Origin of the sequence: Nocardia sp. CA-084685 (assembly GCF_050955785.1) — a bacterium.
Lineage (GTDB): Bacteria > Actinomycetota > Actinomycetes > Mycobacteriales > Mycobacteriaceae > Nocardia.
This window is the reverse complement of record NZ_CP192094.1, coordinates 7,418,002-7,433,804: the sequence shown is the minus strand read 5'-3', so window position 1 is coordinate 7,433,804 and position 15,803 is coordinate 7,418,002. Positions and strand designations below refer to the sequence as shown.

The 15,803-nt window shown below is 64.2% G+C and carries 16 protein-coding genes and 2 pseudogenes; 10 read left to right on the top strand and 8 right to left on the bottom strand.

Annotated features, from left to right (window positions below):
* Positions 1 to 111 precede the first annotated feature (111 nt).
* From ACQP2U_RS33065 to ACQP2U_RS33055, 3 genes and pseudogenes are all read left to right on the top strand, one after another.
* A complete protein-coding gene (locus tag ACQP2U_RS33065; protein ID WP_433711056.1) occupies positions 112 to 1,317 on the top strand; it encodes a class I SAM-dependent methyltransferase in 1,206 nt (401 codons plus the stop codon).
* 876 nt (positions 1,318 to 2,193) lie between these two features.
* A complete protein-coding gene (locus tag ACQP2U_RS33060; protein ID WP_433711055.1) occupies positions 2,194 to 2,919 on the top strand; it encodes a hypothetical protein in 726 nt (241 codons plus the stop codon).
* Between the two features lie 455 nt (positions 2,920 to 3,374).
* Positions 3,375 to 4,333 (top strand): annotated as a pseudogene (locus ACQP2U_RS33055) (IS110 family transposase); the annotation flags it as partial.
* 420 nt (positions 4,334 to 4,753) lie between these two features.
* Here ACQP2U_RS33055 and ACQP2U_RS33050 read toward each other — a convergent pair.
* Complete coding sequence (locus ACQP2U_RS33050; RefSeq protein WP_433711054.1) at positions 4,754 to 4,966, bottom strand: hypothetical protein; 213 nt, start codon at positions 4,964 to 4,966, stop codon at positions 4,754 to 4,756.
* 152 nt (positions 4,967 to 5,118) lie between these two features.
* On the opposite strand from ACQP2U_RS33050, the gene ACQP2U_RS33045 reads away from it, so the two are divergent.
* Both ACQP2U_RS33045 and ACQP2U_RS33040 read left to right on the top strand, forming a co-directional pair.
* On the top strand, positions 5,119 to 5,502 hold the full coding sequence (locus tag ACQP2U_RS33045) for a hypothetical protein (RefSeq protein WP_433711053.1): 384 nt from the start codon (positions 5,119 to 5,121) through the stop codon (positions 5,500 to 5,502).
* A gap of 291 nt (positions 5,503 to 5,793) precedes the next feature.
* Complete coding sequence (locus ACQP2U_RS33040; RefSeq protein WP_433711052.1) at positions 5,794 to 6,144, top strand: hypothetical protein; 351 nt, start codon at positions 5,794 to 5,796, stop codon at positions 6,142 to 6,144.
* A gap of 263 nt (positions 6,145 to 6,407) precedes the next feature.
* On the opposite strand, the gene ACQP2U_RS33035 is transcribed toward ACQP2U_RS33040, so the two are convergent.
* Entirely contained in the window at positions 6,408 to 6,752 is a 345-nt protein-coding gene (locus tag ACQP2U_RS33035; RefSeq protein WP_433711051.1) for a DUF6461 domain-containing protein, read from the bottom strand.
* Positions 6,753 to 6,912: 160 nt separating this feature from the next.
* Here ACQP2U_RS33035 and ACQP2U_RS33030 point away from each other — a divergent pair.
* A pseudogene (locus ACQP2U_RS33030) lies at positions 6,913 to 7,344 on the top strand (recombinase zinc beta ribbon domain-containing protein); the annotation flags it as partial.
* 216 nt (positions 7,345 to 7,560) lie between these two features.
* Here ACQP2U_RS33030 and ACQP2U_RS33025 read toward each other — a convergent pair.
* From ACQP2U_RS33025 to ltrA, 3 genes are all read right to left on the bottom strand, one after another.
* Positions 7,561 to 8,337: a reverse transcriptase/maturase family protein gene (locus ACQP2U_RS33025; protein ID WP_433716656.1), complete on the bottom strand. Its 777-nt coding sequence runs from the start codon at positions 8,335 to 8,337 to the stop codon at positions 7,561 to 7,563.
* A 51-nt stretch (positions 8,338 to 8,388) separates the two neighbouring features.
* A complete protein-coding gene (locus ACQP2U_RS33020) occupies positions 8,389 to 8,514 on the bottom strand; it encodes a hypothetical protein (protein ID WP_433711050.1) in 126 nt (41 codons plus the stop codon).
* Between the two features lie 196 nt (positions 8,515 to 8,710).
* Positions 8,711 to 10,405, bottom strand: coding sequence for a group II intron reverse transcriptase/maturase (gene ltrA, locus ACQP2U_RS33015; protein WP_433711049.1), 1,695 nt, complete (start codon positions 10,403 to 10,405; stop codon positions 8,711 to 8,713).
* A 1,443-nt stretch (positions 10,406 to 11,848) separates the two neighbouring features.
* Here ltrA and ACQP2U_RS33010 point away from each other — a divergent pair.
* From ACQP2U_RS33010 to ACQP2U_RS33000, 3 genes are all read left to right on the top strand, one after another.
* Complete coding sequence (locus ACQP2U_RS33010; protein WP_433711048.1) at positions 11,849 to 12,334, top strand: hypothetical protein; 486 nt, start codon at positions 11,849 to 11,851, stop codon at positions 12,332 to 12,334.
* A 407-nt stretch (positions 12,335 to 12,741) separates the two neighbouring features.
* Positions 12,742 to 13,125 (top strand): hypothetical protein, encoded by a 384-nt coding sequence (locus ACQP2U_RS33005; RefSeq protein WP_433711047.1) that lies wholly within the window; start codon positions 12,742 to 12,744, stop codon positions 13,123 to 13,125.
* Between the two features lie 166 nt (positions 13,126 to 13,291).
* Positions 13,292 to 13,621: a hypothetical protein gene (locus ACQP2U_RS33000; RefSeq protein WP_433711046.1), complete on the top strand. Its 330-nt coding sequence runs from the start codon at positions 13,292 to 13,294 to the stop codon at positions 13,619 to 13,621.
* Between the two features lie 94 nt (positions 13,622 to 13,715).
* Here the strand turns inward: ACQP2U_RS33000 and ACQP2U_RS32995 are convergent, their stop codons facing one another.
* The 3 genes from ACQP2U_RS32995 to ACQP2U_RS32985 all read right to left on the bottom strand — a co-directional run bounded on the left by ACQP2U_RS32995 (position 13,716) and on the right by ACQP2U_RS32985 (position 15,142).
* The gene (locus ACQP2U_RS32995) at positions 13,716 to 13,898 is read right to left on the bottom strand and encodes a hypothetical protein (protein ID WP_433711045.1); all 183 of its coding nucleotides are present in this window, start codon (positions 13,896 to 13,898) and stop codon (positions 13,716 to 13,718) included.
* A 199-nt stretch (positions 13,899 to 14,097) separates the two neighbouring features.
* Positions 14,098 to 14,835 carry an NAD-dependent epimerase/dehydratase family protein gene (locus tag ACQP2U_RS32990; protein WP_433716655.1) on the bottom strand — a complete coding sequence of 246 codons (738 nt, stop codon included), beginning with the start codon at positions 14,833 to 14,835 and terminating at the stop codon, positions 14,098 to 14,100.
* Positions 14,798 to 15,142 carry an NAD-dependent epimerase/dehydratase family protein gene (locus ACQP2U_RS32985; protein ID WP_433711044.1) on the bottom strand — a complete coding sequence of 115 codons (345 nt, stop codon included), beginning with the start codon at positions 15,140 to 15,142 and terminating at the stop codon, positions 14,798 to 14,800. Before ACQP2U_RS32985 ends, ACQP2U_RS32990 begins: the two co-directional genes overlap by 38 nt.
* On the opposite strand from ACQP2U_RS32985, the gene ACQP2U_RS32980 reads away from it, so the two are divergent.
* Positions 15,123 to 15,755, top strand: a complete 633-nt coding sequence (locus ACQP2U_RS32980; protein WP_433711043.1) for a LysR family substrate-binding domain-containing protein — start codon at positions 15,123 to 15,125, stop codon at positions 15,753 to 15,755. The two genes, ACQP2U_RS32985 and ACQP2U_RS32980, sit on opposite strands and share 20 nt — an antisense overlap.
* Positions 15,756 to 15,803 lie beyond the last annotated feature (48 nt).

Below are 15,803 nucleotides of genomic sequence, written 5' to 3'. Positions count from 1 at the left end.
GCCGCCGTTCTCGTCGAACGGACACGGGCCACGGGCAGTCCCCCCGCGCGACAGGACCTGCTCGGGGTCTACCTGTCGGATCCCGATGAATACGCGCTCTATGTGCAGTGCATGGTCCGCGCGATCCACGACGACGCACCCACCGCCGGCACTTTCGTCGACACCATGGTCGAGGAGTCCGAAGCGATCGTCAGAGCCGAAGCCGCCGCCGGCACCATGCGCCCCTCGTCGGACCCACGGGCACTGGCGGTGCTGAACATCCTCATCGGCCTCGCCGTGCTGACCATGCCGCCACCCCTGGCGCGCGCCCTGGGCAGTGAACGGTTCGGTCCCGATGTGCTCGCGAATCTCGATGCCGATGGCCGAGCTGTTCACGCGACGGATCTACACCGACGACACGCTTACGCAGACCGCTATGGACTCGTGGACTGCTGCGCGTCCGTCACAACAGAAGGAGAACTGACACACATGGGTATTACGCTTCCGAACCTCACCCCGGCACAGCAGAGCGTGTTCATCACGCTCGGCAGCAGGGCTATCGACAGCCGCCTGTCACACCCCTTCCTCGGCGACGCCATGGCCGACGAGGTCATCCGCAAGACCGGGTACGACGTCGCCGATCTCCCCAAATTCGGCGCAATGAGCAAGGTCTTCGACCCGAGGACCCTGATCTTCGATGTCGCGGTACGGGCCAAGAAACTCGACGAAGTGGTGCAGCGATTCATCTCCCACCACCCGGACGCGGTTGTGCTGGATCTGGGGGTTGGACTGGACACCAGGATATTCCGCGTCAACCCACCCTCCACTGCAGGCTGGTACGGTATCGACTTCCCCGAGGTCATCGATCTCCGGCAGCAGGTGGTGCCTCAGCGCACCGACGTCCACAGCATCAGCGCGGACCTGACCGAACCACACTGGCTGGACGACCTCCCCAGTGACCGACCAGCCGTGATCGTCGCCGACGGCCTGGTGCCGTTCCTCCCCCAAGACGGTTTCGTATCGATGCTGAACCACCTCGTCGATCATTTCCCCAGTGGGGAACTGGCGTTCAATGCCTACACCACATTCGCTGTCAAAGCGGCGAAAGGTTACCTCGGCGCCGGATCCGCCGCCGATGGAATGGTCAACCCTGGTTTCGACGACCCCCACGCACCCGAACAATGGGCTCCTGGCCTGACACTGATCGAGGAGATCTTCCTCACCCGAGTCCCCGAAAACGCCGGCCAAACGCTGCCCATGCGACTGTGGAGCCGCCTCGCGGCGCGCAGTACCGCCTTGTCCCGGCGAGGCACCGTCGTATTTCGCTACCGCTTCTAGCCTGCGCGTTCACCACAGCCGACATCCGCGTCGGCCACGGGCGGGCTAATCGAGGATGTCAAGGTCGCGCGGCACCAGAGTGGCCGATCGGGTCAGTTCCTCGAGCAGATTGTGGTTGAGCATATTGCCGATCGGTTCACTCAGTTGATCACGAGTCAGGCCCGGTGGTGGTGGATACCGATTACGGAGACTGGACCGAAAATGTCCCTGGTTCCGATGGCCGCGCCCCGGAGCCACAGTGGCACCAAGCGCGAATCGACCTGCTGATCACAGACCACGAACGCTCCGGCCAACCCTTGTTCATCGGCGGAACGGTGAGCAACCAGGTCGAGTTCTATCCTCGATTCGACGAAATCGTGCTACTCACCGCACCGGTGCACGTGATACTCGACCGCGTCGCGCACCGGCAGACCAATCCGTTCGGGAAAGCTCCCACAGAACGCGATCGAATCGCGGCCGATACCGCCGAAACGAGCCGCTGTTGCGCTCGGTGGCGACCGTGGAAATCAACACCTGCAGGCCGCTGATCGAGGTCGTAGAGCATCTGGCATCACTCGCAGGGCCGCCGACCCTGCGGCCTCATCGCTGACGAGGTCTCGGATCCAGCGTCCACAAACAGAACCACTTAGCGTGACTTTTCTCCCGGGTGAGTCTCAACCCCCATGATTCGCGTCAGCCTTGCCGGGGGCTGGGCGACGGCGTCGGCTGTGCAGAGACGCCTGGCTGGTCACCACCAACTGACGAATGGAACTCACGAATGATTACGCGATGTCACCAGTACGGTCCTCCATTGCTGGGAGTTCCCTGGTGCCGGTTCGGGGGTGCTGAGAACCTGGACCTCGACAGTCCGCAACAAATAGCTTGATGGAGATCAACATGTTGGAGGAGGCAGCCGATCCCACGCCAGCGCCGTCCCCGGGACCGGCGCCTACCCCACCCAAGCCGGAGCACAAGGGGTGGCAGGTGCCGCTCGACCCGCCACCCCGGGCATCGAAAGCCCTGGCCGACTATATAGTCGAAGCCCGAGACGTTTTCCAGGATCTGGCCGATACGCTGGGTACCCCGGAATACGCGGTATCCCCGCCCAAGGGTCCGCCCGTGGCTCTGCCCTTACTTGCTGTCGCCGAGGCCGCTGGTCTGGTCGGATTCGCCGCCGGATCGTATTCGACATCTCAGAATGTTCTACAAGGTCGTCAGACGGTGTGGCATGGCGCCGACGGTACGGCCGTCACTATCGCGCAACGAGCCGCCACTGTTGGTTCGGCGGCCCTGCGACAACTCCAGCACCTGGTTTATCGATTGCAGGAGATGTCGGCCGCGACCAATCTGGATCAAACGGTGCCTGCCTCCTACACCGAACGTCCTTCTGCCAGTGGTGGTCTTGCGTCGTATGCCGAATACAGGCTTGCCGTCACCGTCGAGCGAACGCTTAAGCAAGCCTACGCTGTCGTCATCCATGCGCAGACGGAATTGGGCCTCCAGGAGATCCCACCGCTGGTGCCGCAGTTTCCGGCTGTCCCCAAGGGGATTGTGCCGCCCCAGCCTGTCCCTCTGCCTGAGCGACAGCGGCATCCGCAGAGTCCGGGGACGCTCGAAGTGTAAAGTCCGACCGGCAGTTTCGCTGCGTACGGGGTCGGGGATGAGCGGACGCTCTCCGGTAAGGATGCTTTGACGGCTATGTTGACCGCGCGCGTGCGCGATGGCAATGGAAACAGGTAGGCGATGCCTGCCCACCCTTCGGCGAAGCGGTACGAACGTGAGACGCCCCAAACAGGGTGCTCTTCCAAATGACCCGCATGGCCGGTTGCGGCGAGCGCGGTCACCTCCCCCGTTACCTTCTTCGTGGCCCTGCAACCAGGGCCACGGTCGCCAGGCCCGGTATGACGTCTTGCCCCTGTCTTTCGCATGATCCGGGGGGGTGGTGTCGCCGGGTTCTGGTGGCGTCGACGGACCGCTGATAGGGACAGGGCCGAACGCAGATCTCTTCGTAACGTGGGTGCCGGGCGTTGACGCCAGATCGGCGGCCGTGCGGGTTCGACGCGACGAAGGAACGACGATTGGCACAGGCGTATGCCGTGTACTGCGGCGTTGGCGTTGGCAAGGGCGAACATCATGCGGTCGGGCTCGATCCGACCGGAAAACCGGTTGTACGACAAAGCATTACCGAACGACGAGACCAAACTGCGCGCGGTCTTCGATCGACTCGCCACCCGCGGCCCACTACTGATCGTGGTCGACCAGCCCAACACCATCGGCGCCCTGCCAGTCACCGTCGCCCGCGCCTGCGGCCACGACGTCGCCTACCTGCCCGGCCTGGCGATGCGACGCATCGCCGACCTCTACCCCGGGCAAGCCAAAACCGATGCCCGCGACGCGTTCATCATCGCCGACGCTGCACGCACCATGCCCCATGCGCTGCGCCGGGTCGACACCGGCGACGAAGCCCTGACCGAACTCGGTGTGCTGGTCGGCTTCGACGACGACCTCGCCGGGGAGGCGACTCGCACCATCAACCGCATCCGCGGCCTGCTCACCAGCATCCATCCCGCCCTCGAACGCGTCCTGGGCCCACGCACCGCCCACCCCGCCAGTACTCGAGATCCTGTCCCGCTGCGGCGGCCCAGTCGGTATCCAAGCCGCCGGACGCCGCAAACTCACCGCCATCGCAGTCAGGCACGCCTCACGCATGGGTACTCGCCTCGTCGAGGAAATCCTGGCCGCGCTGCCACAGCAAACCGTCACCGTTCCCGGCGCGCGCTCCGCGGAGATCGTGCTCCCCAAACTCGCAGACTCACTGAAAACCACTCTGATGCAACGACAAACGCTTGCCGCAGATATCGAGAGGATGCTCGATGACCACCCTCTTTCCAAGGTCCTGACCTCGATGCCCGGCGTCGGAGTCAGGACCGGCGCCCGCATCCTGCTCGAAGTCGGCGACGGCTCGGCCTTCGCCACTGCCGGACACCTCGCCGCCTACGCCGGCATCGCCCCAGTCACCCACCGCCGTAAGTCGACCGAGTTGGCGGTGACCGAGGCTCAGGGGCGGGATTTGGTGGCGGGCGCGCGGGCGGAGACGCCGACGGAGGCGTATGCGTTGCGGTGCCGGACCGTACTGGCGCTGCGCCGAGCCGGGCGCGTTCAATAACCATGTCGCAGCCCAGTTGGGGGTGTCGCCACCGAGGGGGCCAAGTGGCGGTGCTGGTTCGTCGAGTACGGGGGGCTGGCATGGCCGACGAGCCGCGCCAGTCGCCGTCCTGCTGGATCAGGTGCAGGGTCGAATTGACGTGGCAGGTGCCGTTCGATGCCACGCGCTGGTCGCGTTCGTCGGTGGCTGAACGGACCGGGCTGTCGAAATCGACGATTGGGCAGATCTGGCGGCGGTTCGAGCTGAAACCGCACCTGAGCGATGGTTTCAAGATCTCGACCGATCCGTTGTTTATGGAGGGTCGCGGATGTCGTTGGCCTGCTCCACAATCCGCCCGAGCGGGCCCGGGTGCTGTGTGTCGACGAGAAGCCACAGTGCTCGACGGTTCGAAAAGCTTTCCGGAGATTGGTATTCGTTTCGCAGCGAGAGGTCTTGCCCGTTCAGCCAGGTCAGGAACTCGCTGGCCTGCTTGACATGGTCAGGCGACTCCAGCGCAGCCGCCACCGCAGCCGCACCAGCTCCTGCGCGACAGGCGACAACCGCCGCGCGTCCAACTCGCTCACGCACCGTCGACGAGCAAGGCAATCAAGAAGTTTCGTTCTATAAACGCGGGTTATCGTGATGGTGTGGCCCGAGAGCAAGGAGCTCCACTGTCCATGTACGACGACGCTGATAACGCATCCGCTTTCATGTCCAGGATCGCCGAGCGCTTCCCTCAGTTGGCCGAGGACCTCGAGTGCCATATCGAGAACGACGGCGGGCCGCTCACCCACGTATTCCTCGGTATCTATGTAACTCCCGCAGTGGTTTCCGCATTTCTCGGCGAGGACGGCGAGTTCAAAGACCTCAACTGGCAAGGACTGATCCACTTCCTGTCCACCGAGTTCGAGAAGGCCCCGCTCGGCGGTGAGGTCAGGGCCGCTATCGGCACGTCCTTCCTCATGCACCTGCCATGGCCTTCCGGCCCCGGCTATGATGTCCTCGATCGCCTTGGTCCGACCCTACGCGAGAAGTTCGACGAGCTCAGGCCAGCTGGCTGATTTGGTTGTGTCTCCAAATAATCAGTGGTAGTCGAGCAGCGCTGTGTGGGCTGCGGTGGCAGAGTCGAATAGGTGTGGGCCGGGGAGCACAGCATAGGCGAGTGGGCTGATTTGCGGCCCGTAGCCGGCGCGTGGGTCCAGTTGGCCGAGAAGGCACGGTAGGCACTGTTTTCGAAGGTGAGGGAAGCGACTTGCCGGGGGACCGGCCGGCTGTATGCTGGCATTCGCCATAGAGGTTCAATTCATTACAACCGCAGTGGATTTCGAAGTCGCTCATAGGTTGGTCACAGTATGAAAAATCTGTTCAGAGGTGCCGCGATGGCTACCTTGGCCATTGCTGCGGGCGCGCTTCTCACACAGTCGGAGCTGCCTTCGATGGCTGATGGCAGGAATGAGAAGAAACTGGCTCAGTTGACAGACGATCAATCAATCCCGCCCGAGCAGTTGGTCGACGATGACTATGACGTCAGCCTGGAGGAACCCGTCATCGACGACGGCAGGCCGAAGAGCTTGCAGGAATTCGCCGAGGACGCCCGTGCGGGTGGCTCCAGCAATGCCGGGCCAATTGTCCTCGGCCCGATGGGCGAACTCGAGCCCGCTCAGCCGGGGCAGTCTGTGATCGAGTGGATGGGTCCTGGGTGACTGGCCCATGGAATAGTTGATCAGCGACGCACGAACCAGGGGATAACCGGCGGGCCGCATCGGGATCAGCGACCCGGTCAGCCTCTGGCCGCAGGGTCGCTGTCGGCTTGATACCGTCGCAGCCCCTCGTCGGAGACCCTCGCGTACTTGGCGAGGCTGCGCACCGAGGTATGCCCCGACAGCTTCATCAACACTGGGGTCGACACGCCGTCCCCCGCAGCACAACTCGTCGCCACGGCCGGACATCTTGCGGCACAAACGATTTAGACATGCGGGAAACGAACCCTGAGGACGTTGGACACCGTTTTCGATCTACGCCCCGGTGATAGGTCGAATGTGGCAATCGGCCCAGAGAGGTCCGCGCGTTTCGAGTAATAGGCCGAGTGGTCGACGGGGGGTAGCTGGACGATTCCGGCGCTGTAGGTGGCGTTGTCGAGGAGTTCGGCCGTGACCCGGACGCCGGTGAGTTGCTCAGCGAGCGTGAGGTTTCCGGGGATGCCGGGGTGTGCTTGCTCATCGTCGTTCAACTCGAACCCGGCGCGTGCCATTGCATCGACCAATGCATCGGGGGTGCTACCGGATCGGTCTACGAGACGTTGGTTCCGCAACGACGCGCCCGCATTAGGCGGGCTCAGGAAGGACTGCCACCACGTGAGCAGCGCGGTGATCTACGCCCGGGTGTCCTCGGCCCGGCAGAAGCGCAACGAGACGATCGCCTCCCAGATCGCGGCACTGCAGGCGCACGCCGGGGCTCGAGGTGCCTGAGCAGTGGGTATTCGCCGACGACGGGCACTCCGGCGCCACACTGGTCCGGCCCGCGTTGGAGCGGTTGCGGGATCTGGTCGCTGGGGTCTGCAGGGCCGTTCGGTGCCGAAACCGTCGAAAACCGTGGACCGCCCGCGCGAGGAGTGGATCGAGATCCCGGTCCCGGCGATCGTGACCGTCGAGACCTTCGACCGCGTGGCCCAGCGGTTGGCCGACAACAAACGCTCCTCAGGGCGAGGCCGCACCGAACCATCACTGCTGCAAGGTATTTCGGCCTGCGCTGCCTGCGGATACGGCTATTACCGCACCCCCACCCGCACCACGAACAAGAAGATCTACTACTACCGGTGCCTGGGCTCGGACAACTACCGCTACGAAGGCGGCCGGGCCTGTGACAACAAACCCGTCCGCGCGGACTACCTCGACACCGTCGTCTGGGACCACATCACCGCCCTGCTGGCCGACCCACAACTGATCCACACCGAGATCGACAAACGCCTGCAAACCGCGAAAACATCCGATCCCGTTGTCGCTCAACGCAAACGGCTCGAAACCGCACTGGCCAAAGCGCGTTCGGGCATCGCCGCGATGATCGAAGCGTTCGGCGAACAACTGATCACCATCGACGAGCTGCGCGCCCGCATGCCCGACCTACGCGCCCGCGAAACCGGCCTGCGCAACCAGATCGACGCCCTCGACGCCCAACTCGCCGACCGCGACGCCTACCTCGCCCTTGCCGCCGACCTGCAAGGCTTCCTCGCCCAGCTCAACAACAACGCCGAAACCGCGACCGTCGACGAACGTCGCCGCGTGCTGAAACTGCTGGTCAAAGACGTCCTCATCGGACCCGAAAAGATCACCATCCGCCACCGCATCCCCATCCGCGAACGCGCCAGCAACGGCACCCCCTCGACCGGCAACACCGACCAGGAGGGCGAACATTGCCAACTGCGTTGGGGGCGTAACCACCCCACCTTGCGGGGCACCCGACACGGTGGCGTTCCATGTCCACTCTTCCAGGTATCCAGCCTCGAGCATGTTGCGCGTCAGCCGCAGAAACCGGTTGTCGTGGATCTTCTCCGCCAAAATCGCCAGCAGCACTTGATGATCCAGCGATCCGAAGCAGTCGGAGACGTCTCCCTCGACGAACCAGGTTGTCCCGGTCCAGGTGTCGGCCACCTCGCTCAACGCGGTGTGGCAACCCCTGCCGGGACGGAACCCGTGGGACCGGTCGGAGAACTGCGGCTCGTAATACGCCTCCAATAGCAGGCGGATCACTTCACCGAGCAGTTTGTCCGACCAGGTCGGCAGTCCGAGTGGGCGTAGTTTCCCGTTGCGTTTGGGAATCCAGACTCGCCGGGCGGGGTTGAATCGGTAGCGTTCGTGGCGCACCGCATCGATGATGCGGTGAATCCGGTTCAGCGACATGCCGTCCACGGTTTCTGTGGTGACCCCGGGTGTCATCGCTCCGGTGTTGGCCTAGATGCGTCCGTAGGCCACCAGATACAACTGCGGATTGAACAACTGTCGATACAACTCATCCAGCGGCAGCCCCTTGCTGCCGCGATCACGGAGGACACCCAGCACCGTTGCGGCGCTCTGCATTTCGCATACCTCCCAGTTCCTGTGGTGTCCGATCACCTGTCGTCCTTCGCCCTGCGGACGGCTTCCCCGTCCTCCCTGGCCGGGCATGACTCCGGCGCCTACTAATCGGGTAGGACCGGCGGGTCGCCCCGCCGATCCCCCCTCAGAACCGGACGGGCCCGTTTCCGGGCATCCGGCTCAAGCAAGCCGCGAGGGCTCACGGGTGTGCAGAAGTGATTGCCGTGCTTGCCTTTCGGAGGCAGTGAGCGTGTGCGAGACGGAGTTGGGTTTCGTCCGGTCCCCCGGACCCGACAGCGACCGCGATGTAGCGTTTGCGGATCACGTGGCGGGTCGTGCGTATCCACTGCTCCCATTCGTCGGGAGAGCGGGGCTGGTGGTCGGCGTGCAGGAGGAAGTCCCCGCACATAGGGCAGCGTCCGTGCTGTTGGTGTAGCAGCCTCAGCGTCTGCCGCCCGAGCGGGGTCGTCAGTCTGCGGCGACGGTCTGCCCAGTACTGGGCCAGGTCCGGATCGTCCGGAGACGCCGTGCCCTTGACCATCACATGCCGGACGATTTTCGTCCAGGCGAACTTGTAGAGATAGAGACCGCTGACGCGGTCCCCGAACACCCACCGGTTCTGACTGGCTTTATTGAATTGACCGAAGTAGCGGTCCACCACCCACCACCTCGATTTCTTGGGGTGACTGTAGCGTGCCCACCGGAAGGTGAGCCGCCACATGTATGCATCCAACCGGGAGAATTCCCGCGTGGATACCACCCCTCGGTAATAGGCCGCCCACCCTCGCACGATCGGGTTGATCGCGCGCAGAACCCCAGCAGCATTGGAGCCACGAAGAGATCTCATCTCGGTGCGCAGCCGTTTCCGGAACCGTCTCACCGCCGTTGTGCTGGGTTTGATCAGCAGCTTGCCGGAATACCGGCGAACGCTGAATCCCAAGAATTCTATGCCCTCGTCGAGGTGGACGATTCTCGTCTTTTCCTCATTGAAGGCCAACCCTCGGGGTGCTAGCCATTCGGCCAGCTGCGCCTTGACCTGTTCGGCCTGCTCACGCGAGTGACACAGGGCGACCATATCGTCGGCGTAACGTACCAGCATCGGCGAGCCCGGCTTGCTCTGCCCGGCATAATTACCGGTCAGATAATAGCGGACTCCGGCGGCCCCCTCCAGCCCGTGCAATGCAACATTCAATAGCAGTGGACTTATCACACCGCCCTGCGAAACACCGTCCTCGGTCGGTGCGAATCGTCCTTTGTCGACTACTCCCGTTTTCAGCCACTGCTGGATCATTCCCCTCGCGGGAAAATTTCCCAGCATTGTCATCAGGTTATGGTGGTCGATTTTGTCGAACGCTGCGGTCAAATCCGCGTCCGAGGCCCACAGTTTGCGAGCCTTGCGCCCGCACGCTGCTTTGAAGAGGGCCTCCATCGCGTCGTGACAACTCCGGCCCGGCCGGAAACCATATGAGCGTGGCTCGAACCGGGCTTCCCACTCGGGCTCCAGTGCATTGCGGACCCGTGCTTGCTGCACGCGGTCGGCAATCACCGGTATCCCGAGACCGCGGAGTTTGCCATTGGCCTTCGGTATGTACACCCGCTTGACAGGACGCGCCTGCCACGGCCGTGACGACGCATGCAGTCCCGTCACCAGCTCGGCCCTGGCTGGGGAGGTCAATGCGACCTGCCCGTCGACGCCCGCCGTCTTGCGGCCGGCGTTGCGCTGCGTGACCTGCCGCACGCTGACCAGCGTGTTGGCGCGGCTGCGCAGCATCAGCTTCTGCAAATTACGGACCTTCTTCAGGTCCTGATCCCGTGTCGCCTTGAAGATCCGCTGCCGCAGACGCCGTACGTGATCCTCCTGAGCCCGCCAGTCGATGGCGTCCCAGTCCAGCACGTCCTCCGGTCCGTTCACATCGACGGACGCCGTCGAACTCGGCAGCGTGTTTTCCGTCATCAGTGTCCAACTTGCCCTTCGGTTCCGGCGCTCCGGTATCGGAGCATTCAACAGCTCACCTGGTCCACGTCAGCACCCTTGCGGGCCCGGGCATCGCCCGTATCCGGCCAGTTATCCCAAAGACACCGACGGAGGAGTCGGCTACCGGTCTCCGGGTTTCCTGTCGCCTTTCGACGCACCGGCATTCGCTTGTTGGACCATCTTGTTCCCACTGAGGGATTGGGCCTTCCTCACGGTCGGCTTACCGAACAACGTTGGCTGCAAGCAGCTTTCGCTGTCCGGACCTCAGCCGGGGTTTCCACGTTCCGCACGTGTGAGACACGACCGGGGTGGGCGCCCTCTTCATCCCGGGACGGTGGTGCTCTCCCGCTAGGGCCTCGAACCTTCGCGGCACCCGCCGCTTCCCAGCGACCAGTCCTGTTCCCCCGCTGCAACATCCCATCGGCGGAGGTGACGGTGACGAGACGTCATCGAGGATTCACTGCGCGTTCGCCCGTCCGGTCTTCTCCTGGCCTGTAATCCCCGGATGGAACGAGAACCCTTGGGCCTTCACCTCGATGCTCCGCACCCCGCAGTCACCCGCGACGCACGCCGAGGTCGGAGACAAGCCATGAGCACTGGCTTGGAAACTACATCTTCGACATCGAACCTCCATTGATGTGTTCACTCACTACGTGCGACCTCGTGTCGCACCGGGGCCTACGCCCCACCCGAGACCTTCGGCCGACGACGGGCCTATCCCGCCCTGCGGATGGATTCCGCACTGCGGGAACGGTTTCGGATGGTTCCCGTGTTCACTAAGGATCGATCGATCGGCTTGGCACCCAGCTTTGCTCCGGCAGCATCGTCACAGTTACGCCGCAGGCTTTCACCGTGACCTCCTCACCGGCACGCTTAGCCGGCTACGGAGTCGACCACCACAAGGGTTGTCGTGCACTGCATCCCGGCCCATATCCACCAGATTTGAGCCGGTGCCTCGCTTACGAAGCTTTACCACTGGTTTCTCTCGTATACCGTCCGATCTTGCTTGCCGAACCCGGTCCGTCTGGCAGTGCCGAACCGTCCCGGCTTTGTCAGCGCTGCTTCCCGCCCTCACCGGCGTCTCCCGGGTCGGACTGCGCTCCGCTTCTACCGGGCTGCTGCGACAACCCAGCGAGAAGGTCTTCCACCCTCCTTCGATCCCTAGCGCCTCACGGCGCACAAGCGCCTCGCGGCGCACACCGCTCATGCCGAATGCAGCGCGTTTCTCTGGGCTTCAGTGGAATCACCAGCGGGTCAGCCGATGGGCCATGTCGTCGTGCTGGTCAAGACACCTGAAAACACTGCATCGCCCGCTTCCGGCACGGCGAGGTAGGTTCGAGCGAAACGGCGAGGGGAACGAGTGTGAAAGATCCGCACGATCAACCGGAGTTACCGACGCCGCCCCCGCACGGCGCGACCGCCGTCACCGCTGCCATCACCGCGCTGATCCTCGGTCCAATCACCGGAATCGCCGGAATCATGTGGGTTCTCTACACGGTCGTCGGAATCGAAGATGAAGCCCGCGAATCGTCAGTCGAGATCGGCGGGTACACAGACCTGATCCTCATGGGGATCGTCGCCGTCGTCATCGGGCTGGCCTGGTGGGTCGGCGGATTCCTTCTGCTGGCGTACATGAAAACGGGTCGTTTCCTGTTGATCCTCGCGTCAGGGGTGGCACTGATTGTGAGCGTTGCACAGCTCTTCAACAGAGGTTTCACCTTCTTGATCATTCCGATCATCGTGAGCCTGCTGATTCTCGTCCTGTGTGCGGTCCCGGCAACCGGTCGCTGGATCGTGGCGGATGAACCAGAGCCGAATCCGCTTGCTCACGATCGGGGCCGGGACTGAGTTCGCCCAGCTGGCCACGCTAACTATGGACATATGTTCTAGGTCCGTTGCTCATTGGGCTGCGGGGCCCGAAATGCCGAGCTCCCGAGCTAGCTTCAGTCGACTCGAGTGCGCGGTAGCCGCTTATCGAGCGGTTTTCACCGGTTGGGCCTGGTAAATGGCCGTGACGCCGGACGCGCTCGTCGTCGACGTCCGGCACGTCTGTCGCGGTGAATCATCAGCCACTGGCCACCCGTGAAACGCCGATGGTTCTGGGCGATGTTGGATGAGGCAACGGGGTGGACTAACGTGCGTTTCACCAGGGGGCGGGTTGATGTGTTGAGTCGGGCCATGAGTTCGCGGTTGGTGGCGCGAGCTGCGGCGAGGTCGTCGTCGCGTTCGTCGAGTTGTTGCTGCAGGTCGAGGTTGTGTTGTTCGAGCTGGTTGATGCGCTGGTGGAGGGCGTCGATGTCGGTGGGTGTGCCGAGCCCAGATTCGCGCCAGGTCTGTTCGCCGAGGGCTTCGGACAAGCGTTTCTCGAGGTGCTGGATTCGGGTGTTGAGCCGGGCGGCTCGTTCGTGGGCGGCGAGCAGGTCCGCCTGCAGCGAGGCGCGGGTGACCGCAGGCCCGGTGTCGTTACTGATCGCTGGATCTGTTTGCAGCGCATGGATTTTCTCCAGGCGGTCGCGGTGCCGGTAGAGGAAGGTGCGGTCGACTCCGGTGGCGCGCGCGATCGCGGACGCGCTGATCTGCTGGCCGTCGGCCGCGGCCCGGTCGAGCCCGGCCAGGACGCGTTGGCGTCGGCGAATTGAGTCGTCGCGGCGGCCATGCGCCTCGGCCGAGTGCTCGTGATGCGTTGCACGTGTGAGGATTTCGGTGGGGTGGTGGTCATGCGCTGGTCTCCGAGGCGGGGGTGGTCGGTGATGCGGGCGCGGTGGTGAGGATCGGCATGCCCAGTGGGATGCTGTGGGTGGCGCGGTGACGGCGCACGATGGTGACCGCGTCGTCGATCTGGGCTTGTTCGGTTTCGTCGAGGTCGGCGATGTCGCTTTTGATCCGGTTGATCAGCCGCCGGATACGGGTGATCTCCTCCTGGGTCGGGGTGGCATCAGCACGAGCCCAGTCGTCGACGCTGTCGAGGGTGGCGGCCAGTCGTTCCCGGGTGCGCAGCAGATCATCAAGGTATGCCTGCAGGTCGGGCAGGTATGCGATGTTGGTGCGGAAGTGGTCGCAGCCCGCGCAGCGGACCAGACCGGACAGGCTCCGCCGCCTGCTTGGACGTTGGTCGGTTCGGTGCAGGTGCCGTAGGGGACGGCGACCTCGCCGACGGCGTGGCGGGCGCGTTCGGATTCCAGCCGCATGCGTGCGTCACGCCAGATCCGGTTGCCGTGCCGGTCGAAGCTCAGCGCGGTGACGGTGTCGACCGCAGCGCGGCGACGGTCTTCACCGATGCGCTCTGCGATGTCACTAGGTGCAGGTGGTCCATGAGCTCGCGCAGAACATCAACCTGAACGCCCGCGTCGGCGTGGCGTTGAGCGTAGGAGCGGTATGTGTAGGGGAAGATGCGGCTCTTGTCGAATGGCACTCGGCGACCGCGAACGCGGGATTGGGCACCCGCACCGGCGGGGCGTCGACGAAACGGCGCCGCGGCTGGGTCAAGCACAGATGAGCACCCAACACCTCCATTGTCGCCATCCCCCGAGGACTGACCGTGTCACCAATCGCGGTGACCGCACGGCACGCATCGGCGAACAGCCCGGTCGCCGAATCGCTGGTCAACGTGATCATCGGATGACCACCATCGACTCCAGCGACAGCGCGACACCGACATGGTCTGCCATCCAGCGCGCCTGACGGGTAATCCCTTCGCGCAGACCGACTTTCGGTCGATACGCGAGCACCTGCTGGGCGAGGGTGTGGTCAGCGTGGCTCACCTCGACATCCCCGGCCTGGACCGGCTTCTCGATCATCGGGACTTCGTTTCCGGTGATCTCCACCGCCAACCGAATCACATCCAGCAGCGAGACACACTCGCGCCCAGCCCCATTCAACACGACACCATCGACGGAGTCCGGCGCGACCGCGGCAGCGACGGTGGCATCGACGATATCGGCGACGTAGGTGAATTCGCGGCGCTGATCTCCGCTGCCGTACATCGGCAGCCGCTCCCCGGTCAACGCTGCCGACAGCACCTTGGAGATCGCCATCCCGGGCCGCTGTCGCGGCCCGTATACCGTGAAATAGCGCAGGATGACCGTCGTCATCGTGGTGTCGCGACGTTCGGTGTGCACCCGGCACGGGTTCTCCGCCGCGAGTTTGGTCACCCCGTAGGGCGAGAGCGGCAACGGTGGGTCGTCCTCACGGCTAGGTCGGTCGGTGTTGCCGTACACACTCGACGACGACGCCAACACGAACCGGCGCACCCCGACCGATTCGGCCGCGACCAGAAGACGTTGCGTGGCAACGATATTGGATGCCGAGTATTCAGGGGAACACCGGAGCCCACGAGTCCCGCACTCCAGGCAACGCGGCGAGATGGATCACGGTGTCGGCGCCGGCCAGCAGCGGCTCGAGCTCAGCGGTGGACAACTCCGCCTGATGCAGCCGAAGCAGTGGGTTCGCTACGACGGTGCCTAGATTGGCCGCAGCGACCAGGTCGTCGGTCACGCTGCGACGGTCGATCCCGATCACCTCACGGCGCTCGGCAAGATATGCCTCGACCACGTGCGAGCCGATGAAACCCGCAGCGCGGGTGACGACTACCGGACCACCGGCCGTCTCAGGGTGTTTGTCGCTGACCGATGATGTGGTGCTCAGCACGCTGCGCATCGGATACAGCCTCAGCGCGGGGGCCGAGACGGCACCGGCCCTGGTGGAAAGGCTCATTCGCAGCAGCCCGGGACTCGAGGTCGGCGCGGTCCCGATGGCGACACCGGAGATCTCCCCCGCGGTCGCCGACGGCCGCATCGATGCGGGGATCACCCGCGGTGAACAGCCGGGTCGTGGCGTACGCCGGTTCCTGCTGCGGCGCATGCGCGTCGGGGTCCAATTGGCGCAGCATCATCCGCTGGCCGAACATCCGGAGATCGAGATCGCCGATGCGGCCGCGTATCCGCTGCGACTCCCCGACCGTGCGGCCAACCCCGTGATCCACGATCAGCTGTCCGCACTGTTCCGCGACACCCGGCCGACCCCCCGATTCCACACGCCCGCAGTCTCTTTCGACATGTCTCAGCGCGACCTACACGACGGGCTCACCCTCGCCCCGGCCGGTGAAGCCGCGGTCACGACACAAACGGCCGGTCTCACCTGGCGACCGCTGCGGGGCGCACCCACCTTGACGATCCACCTGGTCCTCCCGCGCGAGCAGTCACCACTACACCGCCGCATCCGTGCTGTCGCCAAAACCCTGGCACACGAGCTGCACTGGCTGCCGGACTGACGCGCAAGAGGTCAAGCGAGACGGACATCGGCGGTGGCGAGGCCGAAG